Origin of the sequence: Isoptericola variabilis, from assembly GCF_050311655.1 — a bacterium.
Taxonomy (GTDB): domain Bacteria; phylum Actinomycetota; class Actinomycetes; order Actinomycetales; family Cellulomonadaceae; genus Isoptericola; species Isoptericola variabilis.
Genome location: NZ_JBNOZM010000001.1, coordinates 137,185 through 151,996 on the forward strand (window position 1 = coordinate 137,185; position 14,812 = coordinate 151,996).

Consider the following 14,812-nt stretch of genomic DNA (forward strand, 5'->3'; position numbering starts at 1 on the left):
GGGTGGCCTCTGAACGGCTTTGACCTGCAGTGTCGAGGTTTACGGCGGCGCGCCCGGGGGAGCAGTGGCGACCCTCCGATCCTCTCGGCAGAATCGACGCCATGACCTCATCCCGACCCGCTCCTCACGGGGGCGGGTCTCGCGCGTCGAGCCCGGGCCTCGCCGTCGCGGCGGTCGCGAGGCGCCTGGGGGTGGCTCCGGCGACCCTGCGCACGTGGGACCGCCGCTACGGACTCGGCCCGTCCGCCCGCACCGCGGGATCGCACCGTCGCTACACGCCCGAGGACGTGGCGCGCCTGCTCGTCATGCGCCGCCTCACGCTCGAGGGCGTCGCGCCCGTCGACGCAGCGAAGGCCGCCCTGGAGGCGGGCGTCGAGGAGCTCGAGGAGGCGACCGAGGAGGCCGCGAGCGCCGGCGCCGAGCCGGAGGACGGGGACGACGCGGAACCCGACCCGGCACGGCCTGCCCCGGTCTCCGACGGCGAGGCGCCGCGCGGGCGCGCCCACCTCCGCGCCCTGCCCGGGGGCGGGGAGGGCTCCTCGCCCGCTCCTGGTCACCTGCCCGGTGGGAGCGCTTCCGGCCGGGTGTCGGCCGTGGTCGACGCCGCGCTCGACTACGACCAGGCGGCGTGCGACGACCTGCTCGCGATCCCGGCGCAGGGCGACCCCGCCGCCTGGTGGACCGAGATCGCGGAGCCCGCGTGGCAGCGCGTCGCCCAGCGGACGGTGCTCGCCGGCCCGGGCGCCGTCCCCGAGGTGGTGCTCGCGACCGCGGCGCTGCGCGCCCTGCGCGACTTCACCGAGGAGTTCGAGCGGGCCATGGTCGCCGGCGGGGCCCCGCCGGCCAACCACCCGAGCCGGATGCGCAAGATCGTGCTGATCTTCGCCGCGCCCGACGAGGTGGTGCCGCTGTCGGCGCACGCCCTCGCGGCCGCCCTGACGGCGAAGGGGGCGACGGCGCGCATCGTGACCGGGCCCGCCAGCACGCACCGCTCGCTCGAGCTCGTGACGATGGTGCGGCCCGCGGCGCTCGTCCTCGCGACCGCGCAGCGCCGGCCCGACCTGGACCTCATCCACGCGGTGCACGACGGCTTCGCCGACCTGCCGGTCATCGTCAGCCTGCGGCGCGACGACGCGGCGAGCGAGCTGCCGCTGGCGGCGACCGTGCAACGGGTGCGGTCGTTCACCGCGATGCTGCACGAGGCGCTCGCCGTCGTGACCTGAGTCGTGACGTGAGGTCCGCCACGACAGGGCCCCGCTGGGCGGACGGGCCGGAATAACGCGGCCGCCCAGAACGTAGACTCCTGTCATGACGGACTCGATCTCGCCCGCGCACGACCCGTTCGGATTCCTCGGCCTCACCTACGACGACGTCCTGCTGCTGCCGGGGTACTCCGACCTCGCACCGTCGGACATCGACACGACCTCCCGCCTGACCCGCGAGATCTCGCTGCGCGTGCCGCTCGTCTCGGCCGCGATGGACACCGTCACCGAGTCGCGCATGGCGATCGCGATGGCCCGTCAGGGCGGCATCGGCGTGCTGCACCGCAACCTGTCGATCGAGGACCAGGCGTACCAGGTGGACCTGGTGAAGCGGACGCAGACCGGCATCATCTCCAACCCGGTGACGATCGGGCCGGACGCCACGCTCGAGGAGCTCGACAAGCGGGCGGGCGAGTACCGCATCTCCGGCTTCCCCGTGGTCGACGCGGGCGGCCGCCTCACCGGCATCGTCACCAACCGCGACCTGCGCTTCACCCCGGTCGCCGAGTGGGCCACGACCAAGGTCTCCGAGGTCATGACGCCCGCCCCGCTCATCACCGGGCAGGCCGGCATCTCGCGCGAGGACGCCACGCTGCTGCTGCGCAAGCACAAGCTGGAGCGCCTTCCGCTGGTCGACGACGAGGGGCGCCTCGCGGGCCTCATCACCGTCAAGGACTTCGTGAAGTCCGAGCAGTTCCCGAACGCGTCGAAGGACGGCCAGGGCCGTCTGCTCGTCGGCGCGGCGATCGGCTACTTCGGCGACGCCTGGGAGCGCGCGACGACGCTGGTCGACGCCGGCGTCGACGTCCTGGTCGCGGACACCGCGCACGGCAACGTCCGGATGCTCATCGACATGGTCCGCAAGCTTAAGACGGACCCTGCCACCCGCCACGTGCAGGTGATCGGCGGAAACGTCGCGACGAAGGAGGGCGCGCAGTCCTTCGTCGACGCCGGCGCCGACGGCATCAAGGTCGGCGTCGGGCCGGGCTCGATCTGCACCACCCGAATCGTCACCGGCGTCGGGGTCCCGCAGATCACGGCCGTGTACGAGGCGTCGCTGGCCGCGCGCGCGGCCGGGATCCCCGTCATCGCCGACGGCGGGATGCGGCACTCGGGCGAGATCGGCAAGGCGATCGTCGCCGGCGCGGAGGCGGTCATGCTCGGCTCGATGCTGGCCGGCACCGAGGAGGCGCCGGGCGAGACGATCCTCGTCAACGGCAAGCAGTACAAGGCCTACCGCGGCATGGGCTCCATGGGCGCGATGTCCTCGCGCGGCAAGAAGTCCTACTCGAAGGACCGGTACTTCCAGGCCGAGGTCACCAGCGACGACATGATCGTGCCGGAGGGTATCGAGGGCCAGGTGCCGTACAAGGGCACGCTGAACACGGTCGCGCACCAGCTCGTCGGCGGGCTGCACCAGTCGATGTTCTACGTCGGCGCCAGCACCATCCCGGAGCTGCAGGCCAAGGGCCGGTTCGTGCGCATCACGTCCGCGTCGCTCAAGGAGAGCCACCCGCACGACGTGCAGATGACCGTCGAGGCGCCGAACTACACCGGCTTCTGAGCCGACCGGCGGGCGCGACGAGGCCCGGCACCCGCGAGGGTGCCGGGCCTCCGCCGTCCCGCCGTCAGCTCGCCATGACCCGGGCGTGCAGCGCCTGGACCGCGTACCGGGCGGACCAGAACGCGCCGTGCTGCCAGGCGGAGACCTCGGACATCCAGTCGCCCGCGAAGTAGACGCGGCCGGCGCCCTGCTGGAGCTGCTTGAACCCGGAGGACTCCGTGTTCGGGTAGGCCCACGCGCCCTCGATGTACGGCACCTTGTGCCAGGCGATCGAGAACGACGACTCGAGCTCGGTGCGGTACTTCTCGCCGTGGATCTTGACGCCCTGCTCGACAGCGCGGCGCTCGCGCTGCCGGGGCGTCAGGTCCGCGTAGGCGCGGGCGTTGGCGCCCGTGTTGTAGTAGCCCACCACGAGTCCCTTGCGCTCCCCGTACCCGTAGGACGGGTACCAGATGTGCGCGAGGTCCATGTCCGTCTCGGTGATGCCGCCGAAGATGCGGTGGTCGTCCTCCCACCACCGCGACCGGTACTGCAGGCCGATCTTGCCCGCCGGCGAGCCGGTGGCGAACTCGCCCAGCGCGGCGTCGATCCCTGCGCCCCAGTTCGTGTCCCAGCGGCGCATGACGCCTGCCGGCGCGGCGACGATCGCGAAGTCGGCCTCGAGCTGCCGCGCCTTGCCGTTCGGCGCCGTGTAGGTGACGCGCACCCCCCGGCTCGTGTTCTCCACCCCGGTGACCGGCGAGTTGAAGTGCACGTTCTCGGAGCCGATGGCCTTGACGAAGTACCGGTACGTCGTGTCCATGCCGCCCTTGGGCTGGAACATGAGCATCGACTGCTCCCAGTTGATCTCGAACGGGAAGTACTGGCCCACCTTCGAGGCGAGCACCTCCGAGACCGTGCCGGGGCCCGGCAGCGGCGTGCCGTGCTCGTTCCAGGCGGACGGGTAGGTCGCGAACCCGCGGTTGTCGCCGCCGGCGTACGTGCCGTCGGCCTTGAGCGAGCCCCAGCTGCGCAGGAAGGACCGCAGGTTCTCCTTGTCCTCGGCGCTGAGCCGCTGGTCCAGGGCGCCCTGGTCGGTGGCGTAGCTCAGCAGCTCGGACGTGTAGCCGAAGACGTCGGCCTTGGCCGTGCGGTAGCGCACGGGGTTGCCGGGCGTGGCGCCCGACCTCTCGTTGTAGAGGTAGGCGTCGGCGTTCGCGTTGGTGAAGACCTCGTAGGGCACGCCCAGCTCGCGCAGGTAGTCCATGGTGACCATCCACTGCGCAATGCGGCCGGCGCCCGCGTTCATGTAGACGCCGTCGTCGAACCGCGCCGTCTGGGTGACGCCGTCCACGTCCGTCTCCGAGTCGCCGCCCCGGATCGTCAGCGTGCGGCCGCCCGGCCGGTGCCGTGCCTCGAGCACCGTGACGCGGTAGCCGGCCTTCTGCAGCTCGTAGGCGGACGCGAGGCCGGCCGGGCCCGCGCCGACCACCACGACCTTCTTCGCCGAACGGCCGGTGAGGGTGAAGTCGCCGGACCGGGGCGGCGTCCACGCGGCGGCGGTGGGCTGGGCCGCGGCCGTCGGGGCGAGCCCCATCGCCCCCATCGTGGCGAACATGACGCCGGCGCTGGAGCCGACCCCGACGGCCTGGAGGAAGCCGCGGCGGGAGACGCCGGACCGGGTTCCGTCGGTGGACCCGTCGGTGATCGTGTCAGTGACCATGTGGCACTACCTCTCGTGTCGAAAGGTCTGACGGACGGACGCGGCGGCCCTGGATGCCGGGCGCCGCCGTCAGCACCGCGCCCGACCGTAGGAGGCCGGTGTCACGCGGCGAGGTCCGGGCCGTTTCCGGGGCGTCGCCCACGGTAACGACGACGTTTCCCGGGCATCGCCGCAGGTCACCGACTCGCGTTGGACCCGCCGCCGTCATCCGGGAGAAACCGGGCGCCCCTACGTTCCCGCCATGAAGAACACCACCAAGGTCGCCGTCGCCGTCCTCGTCACCACCGCCGTCGCGGTCCCTGCCACCGCCGTCGCCGCCGGCCGGCTCTTCGAGCCGCGGCCCACCGAGGCGCACTCGTTCGTCACGGGGGACACGCCCTCCATCGCCGACGGCGTCGCCCTCGGCAAGAACGTCGCCTGGTACAAGTCGTCGGGCCTCGGCCCGTCCGCGATGAACAAGGCGCCCGGCGCGACCGCCGAGGAGCGCTACATCCCGACCGACGTCTTCCCCGGCGGGGAGCTGCCCGCCGGGGTGACGCTCACCGAGGCGCAGGGGATCAACGCGTTGATGCGGATCGGCGAGAACCTCGAGCGCGCGGGGCTGTCCTACGACGACGTCGTCTCCATGCGGGTGTTCCTGCAGAACCCGGACGGCGAGGAGGCGATGGACTTCGCCGGCTGGAACCGCGCCTACCGGCAGTTCTTCGCCAACACGAACCTCGCCACCGGGGAGACGCTCGACGTCCAGCTCGGGTCGGCTCCCGGCGAGCCCATGGTCGTCAACGAGGCCCGTCCCTCCCGGTTCGCGCTGGAGATCGAGAACCTGCCGGTGGACGGCTGGCTGGTCGAGGTGGAGGTCGACGCCGTCTACGACCGGTAGGGGCTAGGCGCCGGCCGCGGGCCAGGCCGTCGAGGTGGGCGGCCGCCCCTCGAGGCTCGCGGCGCGCTCGGCGTTGACGCGCTCCGCCCAGGCCCGGTGGGCGCCGGCCTGGGCGGCGTGCAGCGCGTCGAGCGCGGTGCTCCGCAGCCGCGGGTGGGCGACGAGCTGGGCGTCGAGGACGTCGAGCGTCGCGAGGACGTCGACGTCCGCGCGGTGCAGCTCGCCGTCGCCCTCGATCCCGTACAGCGCGCAGAGGTCCCCGAGGCGTCGCTTGCCCTCGCGGGCCCGGTCGAGCCACCGGTCGAGGACGAGGGGGTCGAGCACCGGAGCGACGGGCCGGCCCAGCCGCTCGGGCACGGTCGGCAGGCCGTGGCGGGCGAGCTCGACGTCGAGGAGCGACAGGTCGAACGACGCGTTGTAGGCGACGAGGGGGACGCTGTCGCGCACGTGGTGGACGAGGATCGCGGCGATCTCCTCGAGCGCGCCGACGGGGTCCCGGCCGTGCGCGCGGGCCTCGGCGGTGGTGATGCCGTGGATGGCGGTGGCCTCCGCGGGGATCTCGACGCCCGGGTCGAGCAGCCAGGTGCGCACCGAGCGGGACCCGTCCGGCCCGCGCAGGACGAGCGCGGCGGACACGATGCGGTCGGCCTCGACGTCGAGCCCGGTGGTCTCCGTGTCGAAGCCGAGCAGGGGCCCCCGCGACCACCCGGGGTCGGGGGCGGCCTGCGGTGCGCCGAGCTCCGCGTACGTCGTCATGCCCCCGGACTGTGCCACCGGCCACCGACAGCACGCGCCGGTAGGCTGTCCGGGTGAGCAACGAGATCGAGATCGGACGCGGAAAGCGCGGCCGCCGCGCATACTCCTTCGACGACATCGCGATCGTGCCCTCGCGGCGCACGCGCGACCCGAAGGACGTCTCCGTGGAGTGGCAGATCGACGCCTACCACTTCGAGCTGCCGATCATGTCGGCGCCGATGGACTCCGTGATGAGCCCCGCCACCGCGGTGGCGCTGGGGAACCACGGTGGCCTCGGCGTCCTGGACCTCGAGGGCCTGTGGACCCGCTACGAGTCGCCCGAGGCCCTGCTCGCCGAGATCCGTGAGCTGCCCGCCGAGCGCGCCACGCAGCGCATGCAGGAGATCTACGCCGAGCCGATCAAGGCCGAGCTCATCACCCAGCGCCTCAAGGAGGTCCGCGCCGCGGGCGTCACGGTGGCCGGCGCGCTGTCCCCGCAGCGCACGCAGGAGCACTACCAGACGGTGGTCGACGCCGGCGTCGACCTGTTCGTCATCCGCGGCACCACGGTCTCGGCCGAGCACGTCTCCGGCAACGCGGAGCCGCTCAACCTCAAGCGGTTCATCTACGAGCTCGACGTCCCCGTCGTCGTCGGCGGCGCGTCCACCTACACCGCCGCGCTGCACCTCATGCGCACGGGCGCGGCCGGCGTCCTGGTCGGCTTCGGCGGCGGCGCCGCCCACACGACGCGCGTGGGCCTCGGCATCCACGCCCCGATGGCCACGGCCGTCTCGGACGTCGCCGCGGCCCGCCGCGACTACCTCGACGAGTCCGGCGGCCGGTACGTGCACGTCATCGCCGACGGCGGCGTGGGCCGCTCGGGCGACATCGTCAAGGCGGTCGCCTGCGGCGCCGACGCCGTCATGCTGGGTGCCGCGCTCGCCCGCGCCGAGGAGGCGCCGGGCAAGGGCTGGCACTGGGGGCCCGAGGCCCATCACCCGGCGCTGCCGCGCGGCGAGCGCGTCGAGGTCGGCACGGCCGGCACGCTCGAGCAGGTGCTGTTCGGGCCGAGCGGCTCCGCCGACGGCACCCTCAACCTCGTGGGCGCGCTGCGCCGCGCCATGGCCACCACCGGCTACTCGGACCTCAAGGAGTTCCAGCGCGTCGAGGTCGTCGTCTCCCCGTACCAGCCGCGGTGACGGCCGACGCCACGACCCGGGGCGCGACCCAGGACCCGGCCCGGGACGCGACCGACGTCGCGTTCCGGGAGATCACGGACGACGACGTCGAGCAGGTCGTCGCGCTGTGGGCGGAGTGCGGGCTGACCCGGCCGTGGAACGACCCGTACGTCGACATCGCCGACGCCCGGCGCACCCCGACGTCGACCGTGCTCGTGGGGGTGGAGGGCGACCGGGTCGTCTCCTCGGCGCTCGCCGGTCACGACGGCCACCGCGGCTGGCTCTACTACGTCGCGGTCTCCCCGGGCAGGCAGCGCGGCGGCCTCGGCCGGGCGACCGTCGAGGCCGCGGAGGCCTGGCTGCGCGAGGCCGGCGCGCGCAAGGTGCAGCTCATGGTGCGCGCGACGAACGCGCAGGTGGTGGGCTTCTACGACCGTCTCGGGTACGCCGACCAGGAGACGGTCGTGCTCGGGAAGTGGTTCGACGGCTCGCGCTGAGAGCGAACGACCCGGGACAACCCGGACGACGGTTGCCGAGGTGTCAGGTGACCCGCGTAGGGTGTCGGCCATGTCCACCGCGCACGAGGGCGAAGGCGCTCTCGGGGAACTTCTGGACCCCGAGCTGCCCGCCGCCACCTATGTCCTGGAGCCCGACGTCGTGGAGCCGCTGACGCGGCGCATCGTCACGTCCCACACGGCCGGAACGCACCGTTCGACCCTCCCGTTCACCGGGGCCCCGCTGGCGGCCTTCCCGCTGTCGTCCACGGACGACGTCGCGGCCGCCACGGGCCGGGCGCGCGTCGCGCAGGGCGAGTGGGCGCGCACGTCGCTGCGCGAGCGCACCGCCGTGCTCGACCGCCTCGGCGCCCTCGTGCTGGAGCGGCAGTCGGAGATCCTCGACCTCATCCAGATGGAGTCCGGCAAGGCGCGGCGCAGCGCGTTCGAGGAGGTCGCCGACGTCGCGATGGCCTGCCGCCACTACGCCGTGCGCGGCCCCGGGTACCTGGGCGAGCGGCGCGTGCCGGGCATGCTGCCCGTGCTCACCGGCGTGCGGGTGCACCGCCGCCCGGTCGGCGTGGTCGGGGCGATCGCGCCGTGGAACTACCCGCTGTCCCTGGTGCTGTCCGAGGCGATCCCGGCGCTGCTCGCGGGCAACGCGGTGGTGCTCAAGCCGGACCCGCAGACCACGCTCTCGTCGCTGTGGGTGGCGGAGCTGCTGCAGGAGGCCGGCCTGCCCGACGACCTGTTCCTCGTCGTCGCCGGCGGCGGCGACATCGGCGCCGCGCTCGTGGACCACGTGGACCACATCGCGTTCACCGGCTCGACGGCGACGGGCCGCAAGGTCGCGGCGCGGGCGGGGGAGCGGCTCATCGGCACGACGCTGGAGCTGGGCGGCAAGAACCCGCTGTACGTCGCGGCCGACGCCGACCTCGACTCCGCGGTGCCCGGCGTGGTGCGGGCCTGCTTCGCGAACGCCGGCCAGCTGTGCATGTCCATCGAGCGCCTGGTGCTGCACGAGCGGATCGCGGACGTGTTCCTCGAGCGGTTCGCGGTCGCGGTGCGCGACCTCACCCTGGGCACGGGGCTCGACTACACCGCGGACGTGGGTTCGCTGGTCTCCGCCGCGCAGCTCGAGCGCGTCACCCGGCACGTGGACGACGCGCTCGCCAAGGGCGCCCGCGCGATCGTCGGGGGCGTGCACCGCTCCGACGTCGGCCCGTTCTTCTACGCCCCGACGGTGCTGGACGACGTCCCCGAGGACGCGCTGTGCGCCCGGGAGGAGACGTTCGGACCGGTCGTCGCCGTGACCCGCGTGGCGTCCGACGACGAGGCGGTGCGCGTCATGAACGACACCGAGTTCGGCCTCAACGCCAGCATCTGGTCCACCGACGTCGCCCGCGCCCGGCGCCTGGCGGCGCGCGTGCAGTCCGGCACGGTCGTGATCAACGACGGGTACGCGTCGGCCTGGGGCTCCGCGGCCGCGCCGATGGGCGGCTTCAAGGCCTCCGGGCAGGGCCGCCGGCACGGGCGCGAGGGGATCGAGGCGGTCACCGAGGTGCAGACGGTCGCCGTCCAGCGCGGCGCACGGTTCGGCCTGTCCCTCGACACGCTGTACGCGCTCGGCGGCGAGACGCCGAGCCGCGTGCTGTCCGTCGCGCTGGGCGCGATGCGGCGGCTGCGCCTGCCGTGACCGTCCGGTAGCCGCGCTCGGGCGCGCCAGGGTCAGGGTCGTGCGAGGAACGAGCTCAGGGCGGCGCGTGCCTCGGGCTCGCCGAGCAGGCGCGTGAACACCGCGCCCTCGTCCTCGATCCGGTCGAGGAGCGCGGCCTGCGTGCCGGAGCGCAGCAGCCGCTTGGTCTCCCGGAGCGCGGTGACGGGCTTCGCCGCCAGCCGCGCGGCCTGGTCGTGGGCGACGCCGAGCACCTCGGCGTCCGGCAGCACCCGGTTGACCAGCCCGGCGTCGAGCGCGGCGGCCGCACCGAGCGGCTCGCCGAGCATGAGGGCCGCCGCGGCCCGCTGGTGCCCGACGGCCTGCGGCAGCAGCAGGCTGGAGCCCGCCTCGGGGACCAGGCCGAGGTCCACGAACGGGAAGTGGAGCGTGGCGCCCTCCCCGGCGTACACGAGGTCGCAGTGCAGCAGCATGGTCGCGCCGACGCCGACGGCCGGGCCGCAGACGGCCGCGACGAGGGGCTTCGGGAAGCGCGCGATCGTGCGCAGGAAGCGGAACCCCGGGTCGTCGGGCCCGGCCTCCGGGCGGTCGAGGAAGTCCCCGATGTCGTTGCCCGCGCAGAACACCGTCTCGTCGCCGCGCAGCAGCACCGCCCGGACGTCGGGGTCGCCCTCCGCGGCGTCGAGGGCGTCGGCCAGCGCGGTGTACATCGCGGTGGTGATCGCGTTCTTCTTCGCGGGGCGGTTCAGGGTCACGGTGGCGACGCCCTCGGCGACGCTGGTGAGGACGACGTCGGTCATGCCGCGACGATAGCGGCCGGCGACGCCCGTCAGAGCTCACGCAGCGCCGCCCGCCACGACGCCGGGATCTCGCGCACGTGCCACCACGCCCACTTGCGGGGCGTCGCGCTCGCGGCCGAGACGCCCACGCCCTGCGCGTCCAGGCCGGCGCGGGAGCAGCTGAACAGCGCGCGGCGCAGGTGGTAGTCCTGCGTGACCACGACGGCGGTGCGGGCCCCCGTGAGCTCGACGGTGCGGCGGCGGGACGCCGTCGTGTCGAGGCCTTCGCGATCGAGCGTCAGCGCCTCGTCCGGCACGCCGCGCCCCAGGATCCACGCGCGCATGGAGGCGGGTTCGTCGTAGGGGGTGCCGTCCCGTCGCGGCTGCCCGTCGCCGCTGAGCACCACCCGGTCGGCGACCCCGGCGTGGTACAGCTCCGCGGCCGCGTCGAGGCGGCGGCGCAGGTAGGGCGACGGGGTGCCGTCGGACCGGATGCCCGCCCCGAGCACGAGGATCGCGTCGACCGGCTCGACGGCCTCGACGGACGGCCGCACGCGGGCCTGCCCGGTCAGCTGCACCCACGCGACCGGCACCACGACGGCGAGGGCGAGCGCGCCCGCGGTCGCGGCGGAGACGCGCAGCGCACGACGGCGCCGCGGGCGGGCGGGGCTCGGGGTCGGGTCCGTGGCGGGCGGCGTCGAGGTCACGTCGGCAACGTAGCGTCAGGGGCGCAGGGCAGCGCGCTCGGTGCGCAGGTTGCGCCCGGCGGCCGCGGCCCACCGGGACACGGCCGCGGGGGAGCGGTACAGGTGCGGTAGCCCGGCGAGCTGGTCGAGGACGGCGGCGCGTCCGGCGCGGAACGCGTCGTCGGGCACGTGGCCGTACTCGGCGCGGACCTGGGCGGCGTAGCGCGCGTACCGGCCCGGGTCCGCGCCGAGCACGGCGAGGTCCGCGTCGCTGACCAGCGCGCCCGAGGCGTCCGACGGCGCGGGGTCGTGCGCGGTGGTCACCAGCACGAGCCGGGCGACCTCGTCCACGTCGTGCCCCGTCAGCGGCTCGCCCGTCCCCGCCCGGCGTGCGTGGCCGGCCAGCGGGCCCAGCAGCGTGCCTACCAGGGCCGCCGAACGCTCCTCGTCGCGGCCCGCCTCGCCGTCGTGCACGGCGTCGTGGAACCACAGCGCCGTGGCCGCGTGCCAGCGCGAGCCGGGCGCGCCGTCGGCGACGAGGAGGTCCAGGGCGTCGAGCGAGTCCGCGAGGTGCAGGCGCGAGTGGTAGACGCGGTGCGGCTCGCGCCAGCGGTCGACGAGGTCGCGCCCGACGTCGTGGACCGCGGTGCCGCCCGGTCCCCACAGCGCCGACCAGCGCGCGAGCAGCGCGTCGCGGGACGCGCGCCGCCGCTCCCGGCCCGGTACCCGCAGGACGGAGCCGGCGAGCCGGCGGGACAGCTCGCCGCCGCTGACCGGGACCGCCCCGGCGGCCACGAGGGCCTCGTAGCGCTCGGCGGGGACGTCGTAGTGGTCGAGGTCGAACGCCCGGTCGCCGACGCCCTGGGCGCGGGCGAACGACCGCAGCTCGTGCAGCGACGTGTCCGAGACCAGGTGCGACCAGACGGTGCCGTGCGCGGGCCAGGCCGGCGGGTCGAGCAGCAGCGTCATCGCCCCACCCGCCGCACGGTGAGCGCGCCGGGCACCTCGAGGCGGTCGCCGAGGTCCTCGCCCCGGGCGAAGGCGCCCCAGACGGCGCGCACCCGGCGCGCCGAGCGCTGCAGGTCGTCCCACGACGCACCCCGCAGGAGCCCCGCCGACGCCCACGCCTTCTCGTCCCCGAACAGCAGCGGCAGGTCGACGGTGTGCGCGGCGCCCCACGGGTTGCCGGGCGCCGCCCACGTCACGACGTACCGGTGGGCGGTGCCGCCGGCCGCCGCGTGGCGGGCGGCGAACCGCCGGGCGGGAGCCCCGTAGATCGCCGCGGTGACCGCGGCGACCAGCGCGCGCCGCAGCGCCGGGCCCACGACCGGCAGCGCGGCGAGGCGCCGGATCGCGGGGACCCGGGGGACGAAGAGCCGGGTCTCCTCGCGGGTGCTGCCGATGAGGAGGGGGACGTGCGGCGCGGCCGCGTCCCACGCGGCGTCGATCTCGTCCTCCGGCGGCAGCGGGTCGTGACCGTACTGCGTGCCGAACGGCATCCCGGCCCGCAGCCCGGAGCCGGCCGCCACCCGGGCCACGCGCGCCTCGGCGGCGACGACGTCCGCCACCGGCGTCCGCGCGGAGATCCCGGCGGCCGCGCGCGCCATCGCGGCGGTCATCCGCTCCCGGCCGCGCGCGATGCCGAGCGGCGCGCTCTGCACGATCGCGCGGGAGACCAGGGCGACCGCGGCCGGCACCGCCAGGAGGTGCGCCACGGCGTCGCCGCCGGCGGACTGGCCGAACAGCGTGACCCGCGCGGGGTCGCCCCCGAACGCGGCGATGTTGCGACGCACCCAGCGCAGCGCCTCGAGCTGGTCGAGCAGCCCGAGGTTTGCGGGCCGCTCGGGGCCGTCGCCCAGGTAGCCGAACAGGCCGAGCCGGTAGGTGACGGTCACGACGACCACCCGCTGCTCCGCGACCAGCGGCCGCGGGTCCATGATCGGCAGGTCGCCCGCGCCGGACGTGTACGAGCCGCCGTGGATCCACACCATGACGGGCAGCCGGTCGTCCGGGCGCACGTCGGCGGGCATCGTGACGGACAGCCGCTGGCAGTGCTCGTCGCCGGGGACGTCGGCGCCCGGCGACCCGAGCACCTCCTCGAGGAACGGGACCGGCGCCTGCGGGCACGCGGGGGACCACTGCGTCGCCTCGAACGGCGCGTCGCGGTCGGGGGCCGGCACGGGTCGTCCGAACCGGTCCGCGTGGGCGTACGGGATGCCCGTGGCGCGGACGACGTCGTCGTCCGCCCAGCCGTCGACCGGTCCGCAAGGAGGCGTGAAGCGCAGCATCGCCGTCGAGACTAACCCCGCGGGGAGGGCGCGTCCCCGTCGTCGGGCAGGTGGTCGGGCAGGTCGTCGAGGGCCCGCCGGACCTCGCCCACGATCCGCGCCATCGCGGCCTCGGCGGCGTCGGGGTCGTGCTCGGCGACCGCCCGGGCGACCGCCTCGTGCTGGTCGAGCGCCTCGGGCGCGGGGGAGGGCGGCATGAGTCCGAGGTGCGTGCGTCCGGCGAGCACCTCGGCGACGACGTCGGCCAGCGGGCCGAACATCTCGTTGCCGCTGGAGCGCAGCAGCAGCTCGTGCATCCGGACGTCGAGGGCGAGGAACTCCGTGAGGTCGCCCGCCTCGCCGAGGGTGCGCATCCGGCGGGCGAGGTCCACGAGCTCCCCACGCACCTGCGGGGTGGCATGGCGGGCGGCGCCGGCGGCGGCGAGCGGCTCGACCGCGTGCCGCAGCTCGGTGAGGCTGCGCAGCTGCGCGTCGCGGCCGGGGCCCTGCAGCCGCCACCGGATGACGCGCGGGTCGAGCACGTTCCAGTCCTCCATGCCGAGCACCACGAGGCCGACCCGGCGCCGCGAGCGCACCATCCCGAGGCCCTCGAGCATCCGCATCACCTCGCGCGCCACGGTCCGCGAGACACCGTGCTCGGCGCCGATCCCGTCGAGCGTGAGGGGGGCGCCCGCGGGGACGTCTCCGCTGGTGATCGCGCGGCCGAGCGCGTCGAGCACTCCGGCGTGCAGGGACGGTGACGACATGGGCGGAGCCTATCGACGTCCGGTGCGCCCCGTGTTTGGTGTGACCAGTCTTGTCAAAGGTAGTACCAATGAGGCATGCTCGGGCGACGCGGTGACGCAGCAGTCGCCGCGGGGCCCGCCCCGGCGGGTCGCCGACCGAACAGGGAAGTCGAGATGGACACTGTCGTCATGAACGCCACCGGTGACGCTCGCGCCGCGAGCGCGCCGCGGCCGCTGGTCGCCGGGCACCTCGTCGTCATGGGCGTCGCCGGCTCGGGCAAGACCACGATCGCCGGGATGCTCGCCGCACGCCTCGGCGTCGACGTCGCCGAGGCCGACGAGTTCCACCCCCAGGCCAACATCGACAAGATGTCGGCCGGCACGCCCCTCACCGACGCCGACCGCGCCCCCTGGCTCGCCGCGATCCGCGACTGGCTGACCGGGGAGACCGACAGCGGCAGGTCCGCCGTCGTGACGTGCTCGGCGCTCAAGCGCTCCTACCGCGACGTCCTGCGCGGCGCGCACGGCAGGGTGCGGTTCGTCCACCTCGACGGCACCCCCGAGCTCCTCGCCGACCGGATGGCGCACCGCAGCGGGCATTTCATGCCGCCGGCGCTCCTGCCGTCCCAGCTCGCCACGCTGGAACCGCTGGAGGACGACGAGGACGGCATCCGGATCGACGTCGCCGCCGCGCCGGAGGAGATCGTCGACTCGGTGCTCGCCTGGCTCGGCGACCGGGACTGACCCACCGGCGGGCCCGCTCCGCCACCTGAGCCGCAGGCTCCCGCCGGTCTCCCGGGCCGGCCCGCAACCCCACCCGTACGACCGTCGACGAGGACCTCTC

Annotated in this window: 14 protein-coding genes; 7 read left to right on the forward strand and 7 right to left on the reverse strand. The window is 74.9% G+C overall.

Annotated features, from left to right (window positions below; all coding sequences use genetic code 11):
• Nucleotides 1-101 precede the first annotated feature (101 nt).
• Entirely contained in the window at nucleotides 102-1,223 is a 1,122-nt protein-coding gene (locus ACQP60_RS00755; RefSeq protein WP_429727909.1) for a MerR family transcriptional regulator, read from the forward strand.
• An 85-nt stretch (nucleotides 1,224-1,308) separates the two neighbouring features.
• On the forward strand, nucleotides 1,309-2,826 hold the full coding sequence (gene guaB / locus ACQP60_RS00760) for an IMP dehydrogenase (protein WP_429727910.1): 1,518 nt from the start codon (nucleotides 1,309-1,311) through the stop codon (nucleotides 2,824-2,826).
• A gap of 64 nt (nucleotides 2,827-2,890) precedes the next feature.
• Here guaB and ACQP60_RS00765 read toward each other — a convergent pair whose 3' ends face one another.
• Complete coding sequence (locus ACQP60_RS00765; RefSeq protein WP_429727911.1) at nucleotides 2,891-4,528, reverse strand: flavin monoamine oxidase family protein; 1,638 nt, start codon at nucleotides 4,526-4,528, stop codon at nucleotides 2,891-2,893.
• Nucleotides 4,529-4,769: 241 nt separating this feature from the next.
• Between ACQP60_RS00765 and ACQP60_RS00770 the strand changes: the two genes are divergently transcribed.
• Nucleotides 4,770-5,408, forward strand: a complete 639-nt coding sequence (locus ACQP60_RS00770; RefSeq protein WP_429727912.1) for a Rid family hydrolase — start codon at nucleotides 4,770-4,772, stop codon at nucleotides 5,406-5,408.
• Between the two features lie 3 nt (nucleotides 5,409-5,411).
• On the opposite strand, the gene ACQP60_RS00775 is transcribed toward ACQP60_RS00770, so the two are convergent.
• Nucleotides 5,412-6,164, reverse strand: a complete 753-nt coding sequence (locus tag ACQP60_RS00775) for an exonuclease domain-containing protein (RefSeq protein WP_429727913.1) — start codon at nucleotides 6,162-6,164, stop codon at nucleotides 5,412-5,414.
• A 53-nt stretch (nucleotides 6,165-6,217) separates the two neighbouring features.
• Here ACQP60_RS00775 and ACQP60_RS00780 point away from each other — a divergent pair, with 53 nt between their 5' ends.
• The 3 genes from ACQP60_RS00780 (at nucleotide 6,218) to ACQP60_RS00790 (ending at nucleotide 9,511) form a co-directional block, all read left to right on the forward strand.
• Nucleotides 6,218-7,342, forward strand: a complete 1,125-nt coding sequence (locus ACQP60_RS00780; RefSeq protein WP_429727914.1) for a GuaB3 family IMP dehydrogenase-related protein — start codon at nucleotides 6,218-6,220, stop codon at nucleotides 7,340-7,342.
• Nucleotides 7,339-7,818 (forward strand): GNAT family acetyltransferase, encoded by a 480-nt coding sequence (locus ACQP60_RS00785; RefSeq protein ID WP_429727915.1) that lies wholly within the window; start codon nucleotides 7,339-7,341, stop codon nucleotides 7,816-7,818. The genes ACQP60_RS00780 and ACQP60_RS00785 overlap by 4 nt, the downstream gene beginning before the upstream one ends.
• A gap of 70 nt (nucleotides 7,819-7,888) precedes the next feature.
• Entirely contained in the window at nucleotides 7,889-9,511 is a 1,623-nt protein-coding gene (locus tag ACQP60_RS00790) for a succinic semialdehyde dehydrogenase (protein ID WP_429727916.1), read from the forward strand.
• 32 nt (nucleotides 9,512-9,543) lie between these two features.
• On the opposite strand, the gene ACQP60_RS00795 is transcribed toward ACQP60_RS00790, so the two are convergent.
• From ACQP60_RS00795 to ACQP60_RS00815, 5 genes are read right to left on the reverse strand one after another with little or no spacing between them, the layout of a single operon-like run.
• Nucleotides 9,544-10,290 (reverse strand): enoyl-CoA hydratase, encoded by a 747-nt coding sequence (locus tag ACQP60_RS00795; RefSeq protein WP_429727917.1) that lies wholly within the window; start codon nucleotides 10,288-10,290, stop codon nucleotides 9,544-9,546.
• 29 nt (nucleotides 10,291-10,319) lie between these two features.
• A complete protein-coding gene (locus ACQP60_RS00800) occupies nucleotides 10,320-10,976 on the reverse strand; it encodes a SanA/YdcF family protein (RefSeq protein ID WP_429727918.1) in 657 nt (218 codons plus the stop codon).
• 15 nt (nucleotides 10,977-10,991) lie between these two features.
• Nucleotides 10,992-11,924, reverse strand: a complete 933-nt coding sequence (locus ACQP60_RS00805) for a DUF4031 domain-containing protein (RefSeq protein WP_429727919.1) — start codon at nucleotides 11,922-11,924, stop codon at nucleotides 10,992-10,994.
• Nucleotides 11,921-13,243 carry a carboxylesterase family protein gene (locus ACQP60_RS00810; RefSeq protein WP_429727920.1) on the reverse strand — a complete coding sequence of 441 codons (1,323 nt, stop codon included), beginning with the start codon at nucleotides 13,241-13,243 and terminating at the stop codon, nucleotides 11,921-11,923. Before ACQP60_RS00810 ends, ACQP60_RS00805 begins: the two co-directional genes overlap by 4 nt.
• Nucleotides 13,244-13,254: 11 nt before the next feature.
• Nucleotides 13,255-13,989, reverse strand: a complete 735-nt coding sequence (locus tag ACQP60_RS00815; RefSeq protein WP_429727921.1) for a FadR/GntR family transcriptional regulator — start codon at nucleotides 13,987-13,989, stop codon at nucleotides 13,255-13,257.
• A gap of 168 nt (nucleotides 13,990-14,157) precedes the next feature.
• Here ACQP60_RS00815 and ACQP60_RS00820 point away from each other — a divergent pair, with 168 nt between their 5' ends.
• Nucleotides 14,158-14,712 carry a gluconokinase gene (locus ACQP60_RS00820; RefSeq protein ID WP_429727922.1) on the forward strand — a complete coding sequence of 185 codons (555 nt, stop codon included), beginning with the start codon at nucleotides 14,158-14,160 and terminating at the stop codon, nucleotides 14,710-14,712.
• Nucleotides 14,713-14,812 lie beyond the last annotated feature (100 nt).

What these genes read in the sequence shown, in the direction of transcription:
- ACQP60_RS00815 (WP_429727921.1), bottom strand. Translation starts at nt 13,989, where the DNA reads ATGTCGTCACCGTCCCTGCACGCCGGAGTGCTCGACGCGCTCGGCCGC.
- ACQP60_RS00795 (WP_429727917.1), bottom strand. Translation starts at nt 10,290, where the DNA reads ATGACCGACGTCGTCCTCACCAGCGTCGCCGAGGGCGTCGCCACCGTG.
- ACQP60_RS00790 (WP_429727916.1), top strand. Translation starts at nt 7,889, where the DNA reads ATGTCCACCGCGCACGAGGGCGAAGGCGCTCTCGGGGAACTTCTGGAC.
- ACQP60_RS00810 (WP_429727920.1), bottom strand. Translation starts at nt 13,243, where the DNA reads ATGCTGCGCTTCACGCCTCCTTGCGGACCGGTCGACGGCTGGGCGGAC.
- ACQP60_RS00765 (WP_429727911.1), bottom strand. Translation starts at nt 4,528, where the DNA reads ATGGTCACTGACACGATCACCGACGGGTCCACCGACGGAACCCGGTCC.
- ACQP60_RS00775 (WP_429727913.1), bottom strand. Translation starts at nt 6,164, where the DNA reads ATGACGACGTACGCGGAGCTCGGCGCACCGCAGGCCGCCCCCGACCCC.
- ACQP60_RS00805 (WP_429727919.1), bottom strand. Translation starts at nt 11,924, where the DNA reads ATGACGCTGCTGCTCGACCCGCCGGCCTGGCCCGCGCACGGCACCGTC.
- ACQP60_RS00755 (WP_429727909.1), top strand. Translation starts at nt 102, where the DNA reads ATGACCTCATCCCGACCCGCTCCTCACGGGGGCGGGTCTCGCGCGTCG.
- guaB (WP_429727910.1), top strand. Translation starts at nt 1,309, where the DNA reads ATGACGGACTCGATCTCGCCCGCGCACGACCCGTTCGGATTCCTCGGC.
- ACQP60_RS00770 (WP_429727912.1), top strand. Translation starts at nt 4,770, where the DNA reads ATGAAGAACACCACCAAGGTCGCCGTCGCCGTCCTCGTCACCACCGCC.
- ACQP60_RS00820 (WP_429727922.1), top strand. Translation starts at nt 14,158, where the DNA reads ATGAACGCCACCGGTGACGCTCGCGCCGCGAGCGCGCCGCGGCCGCTG.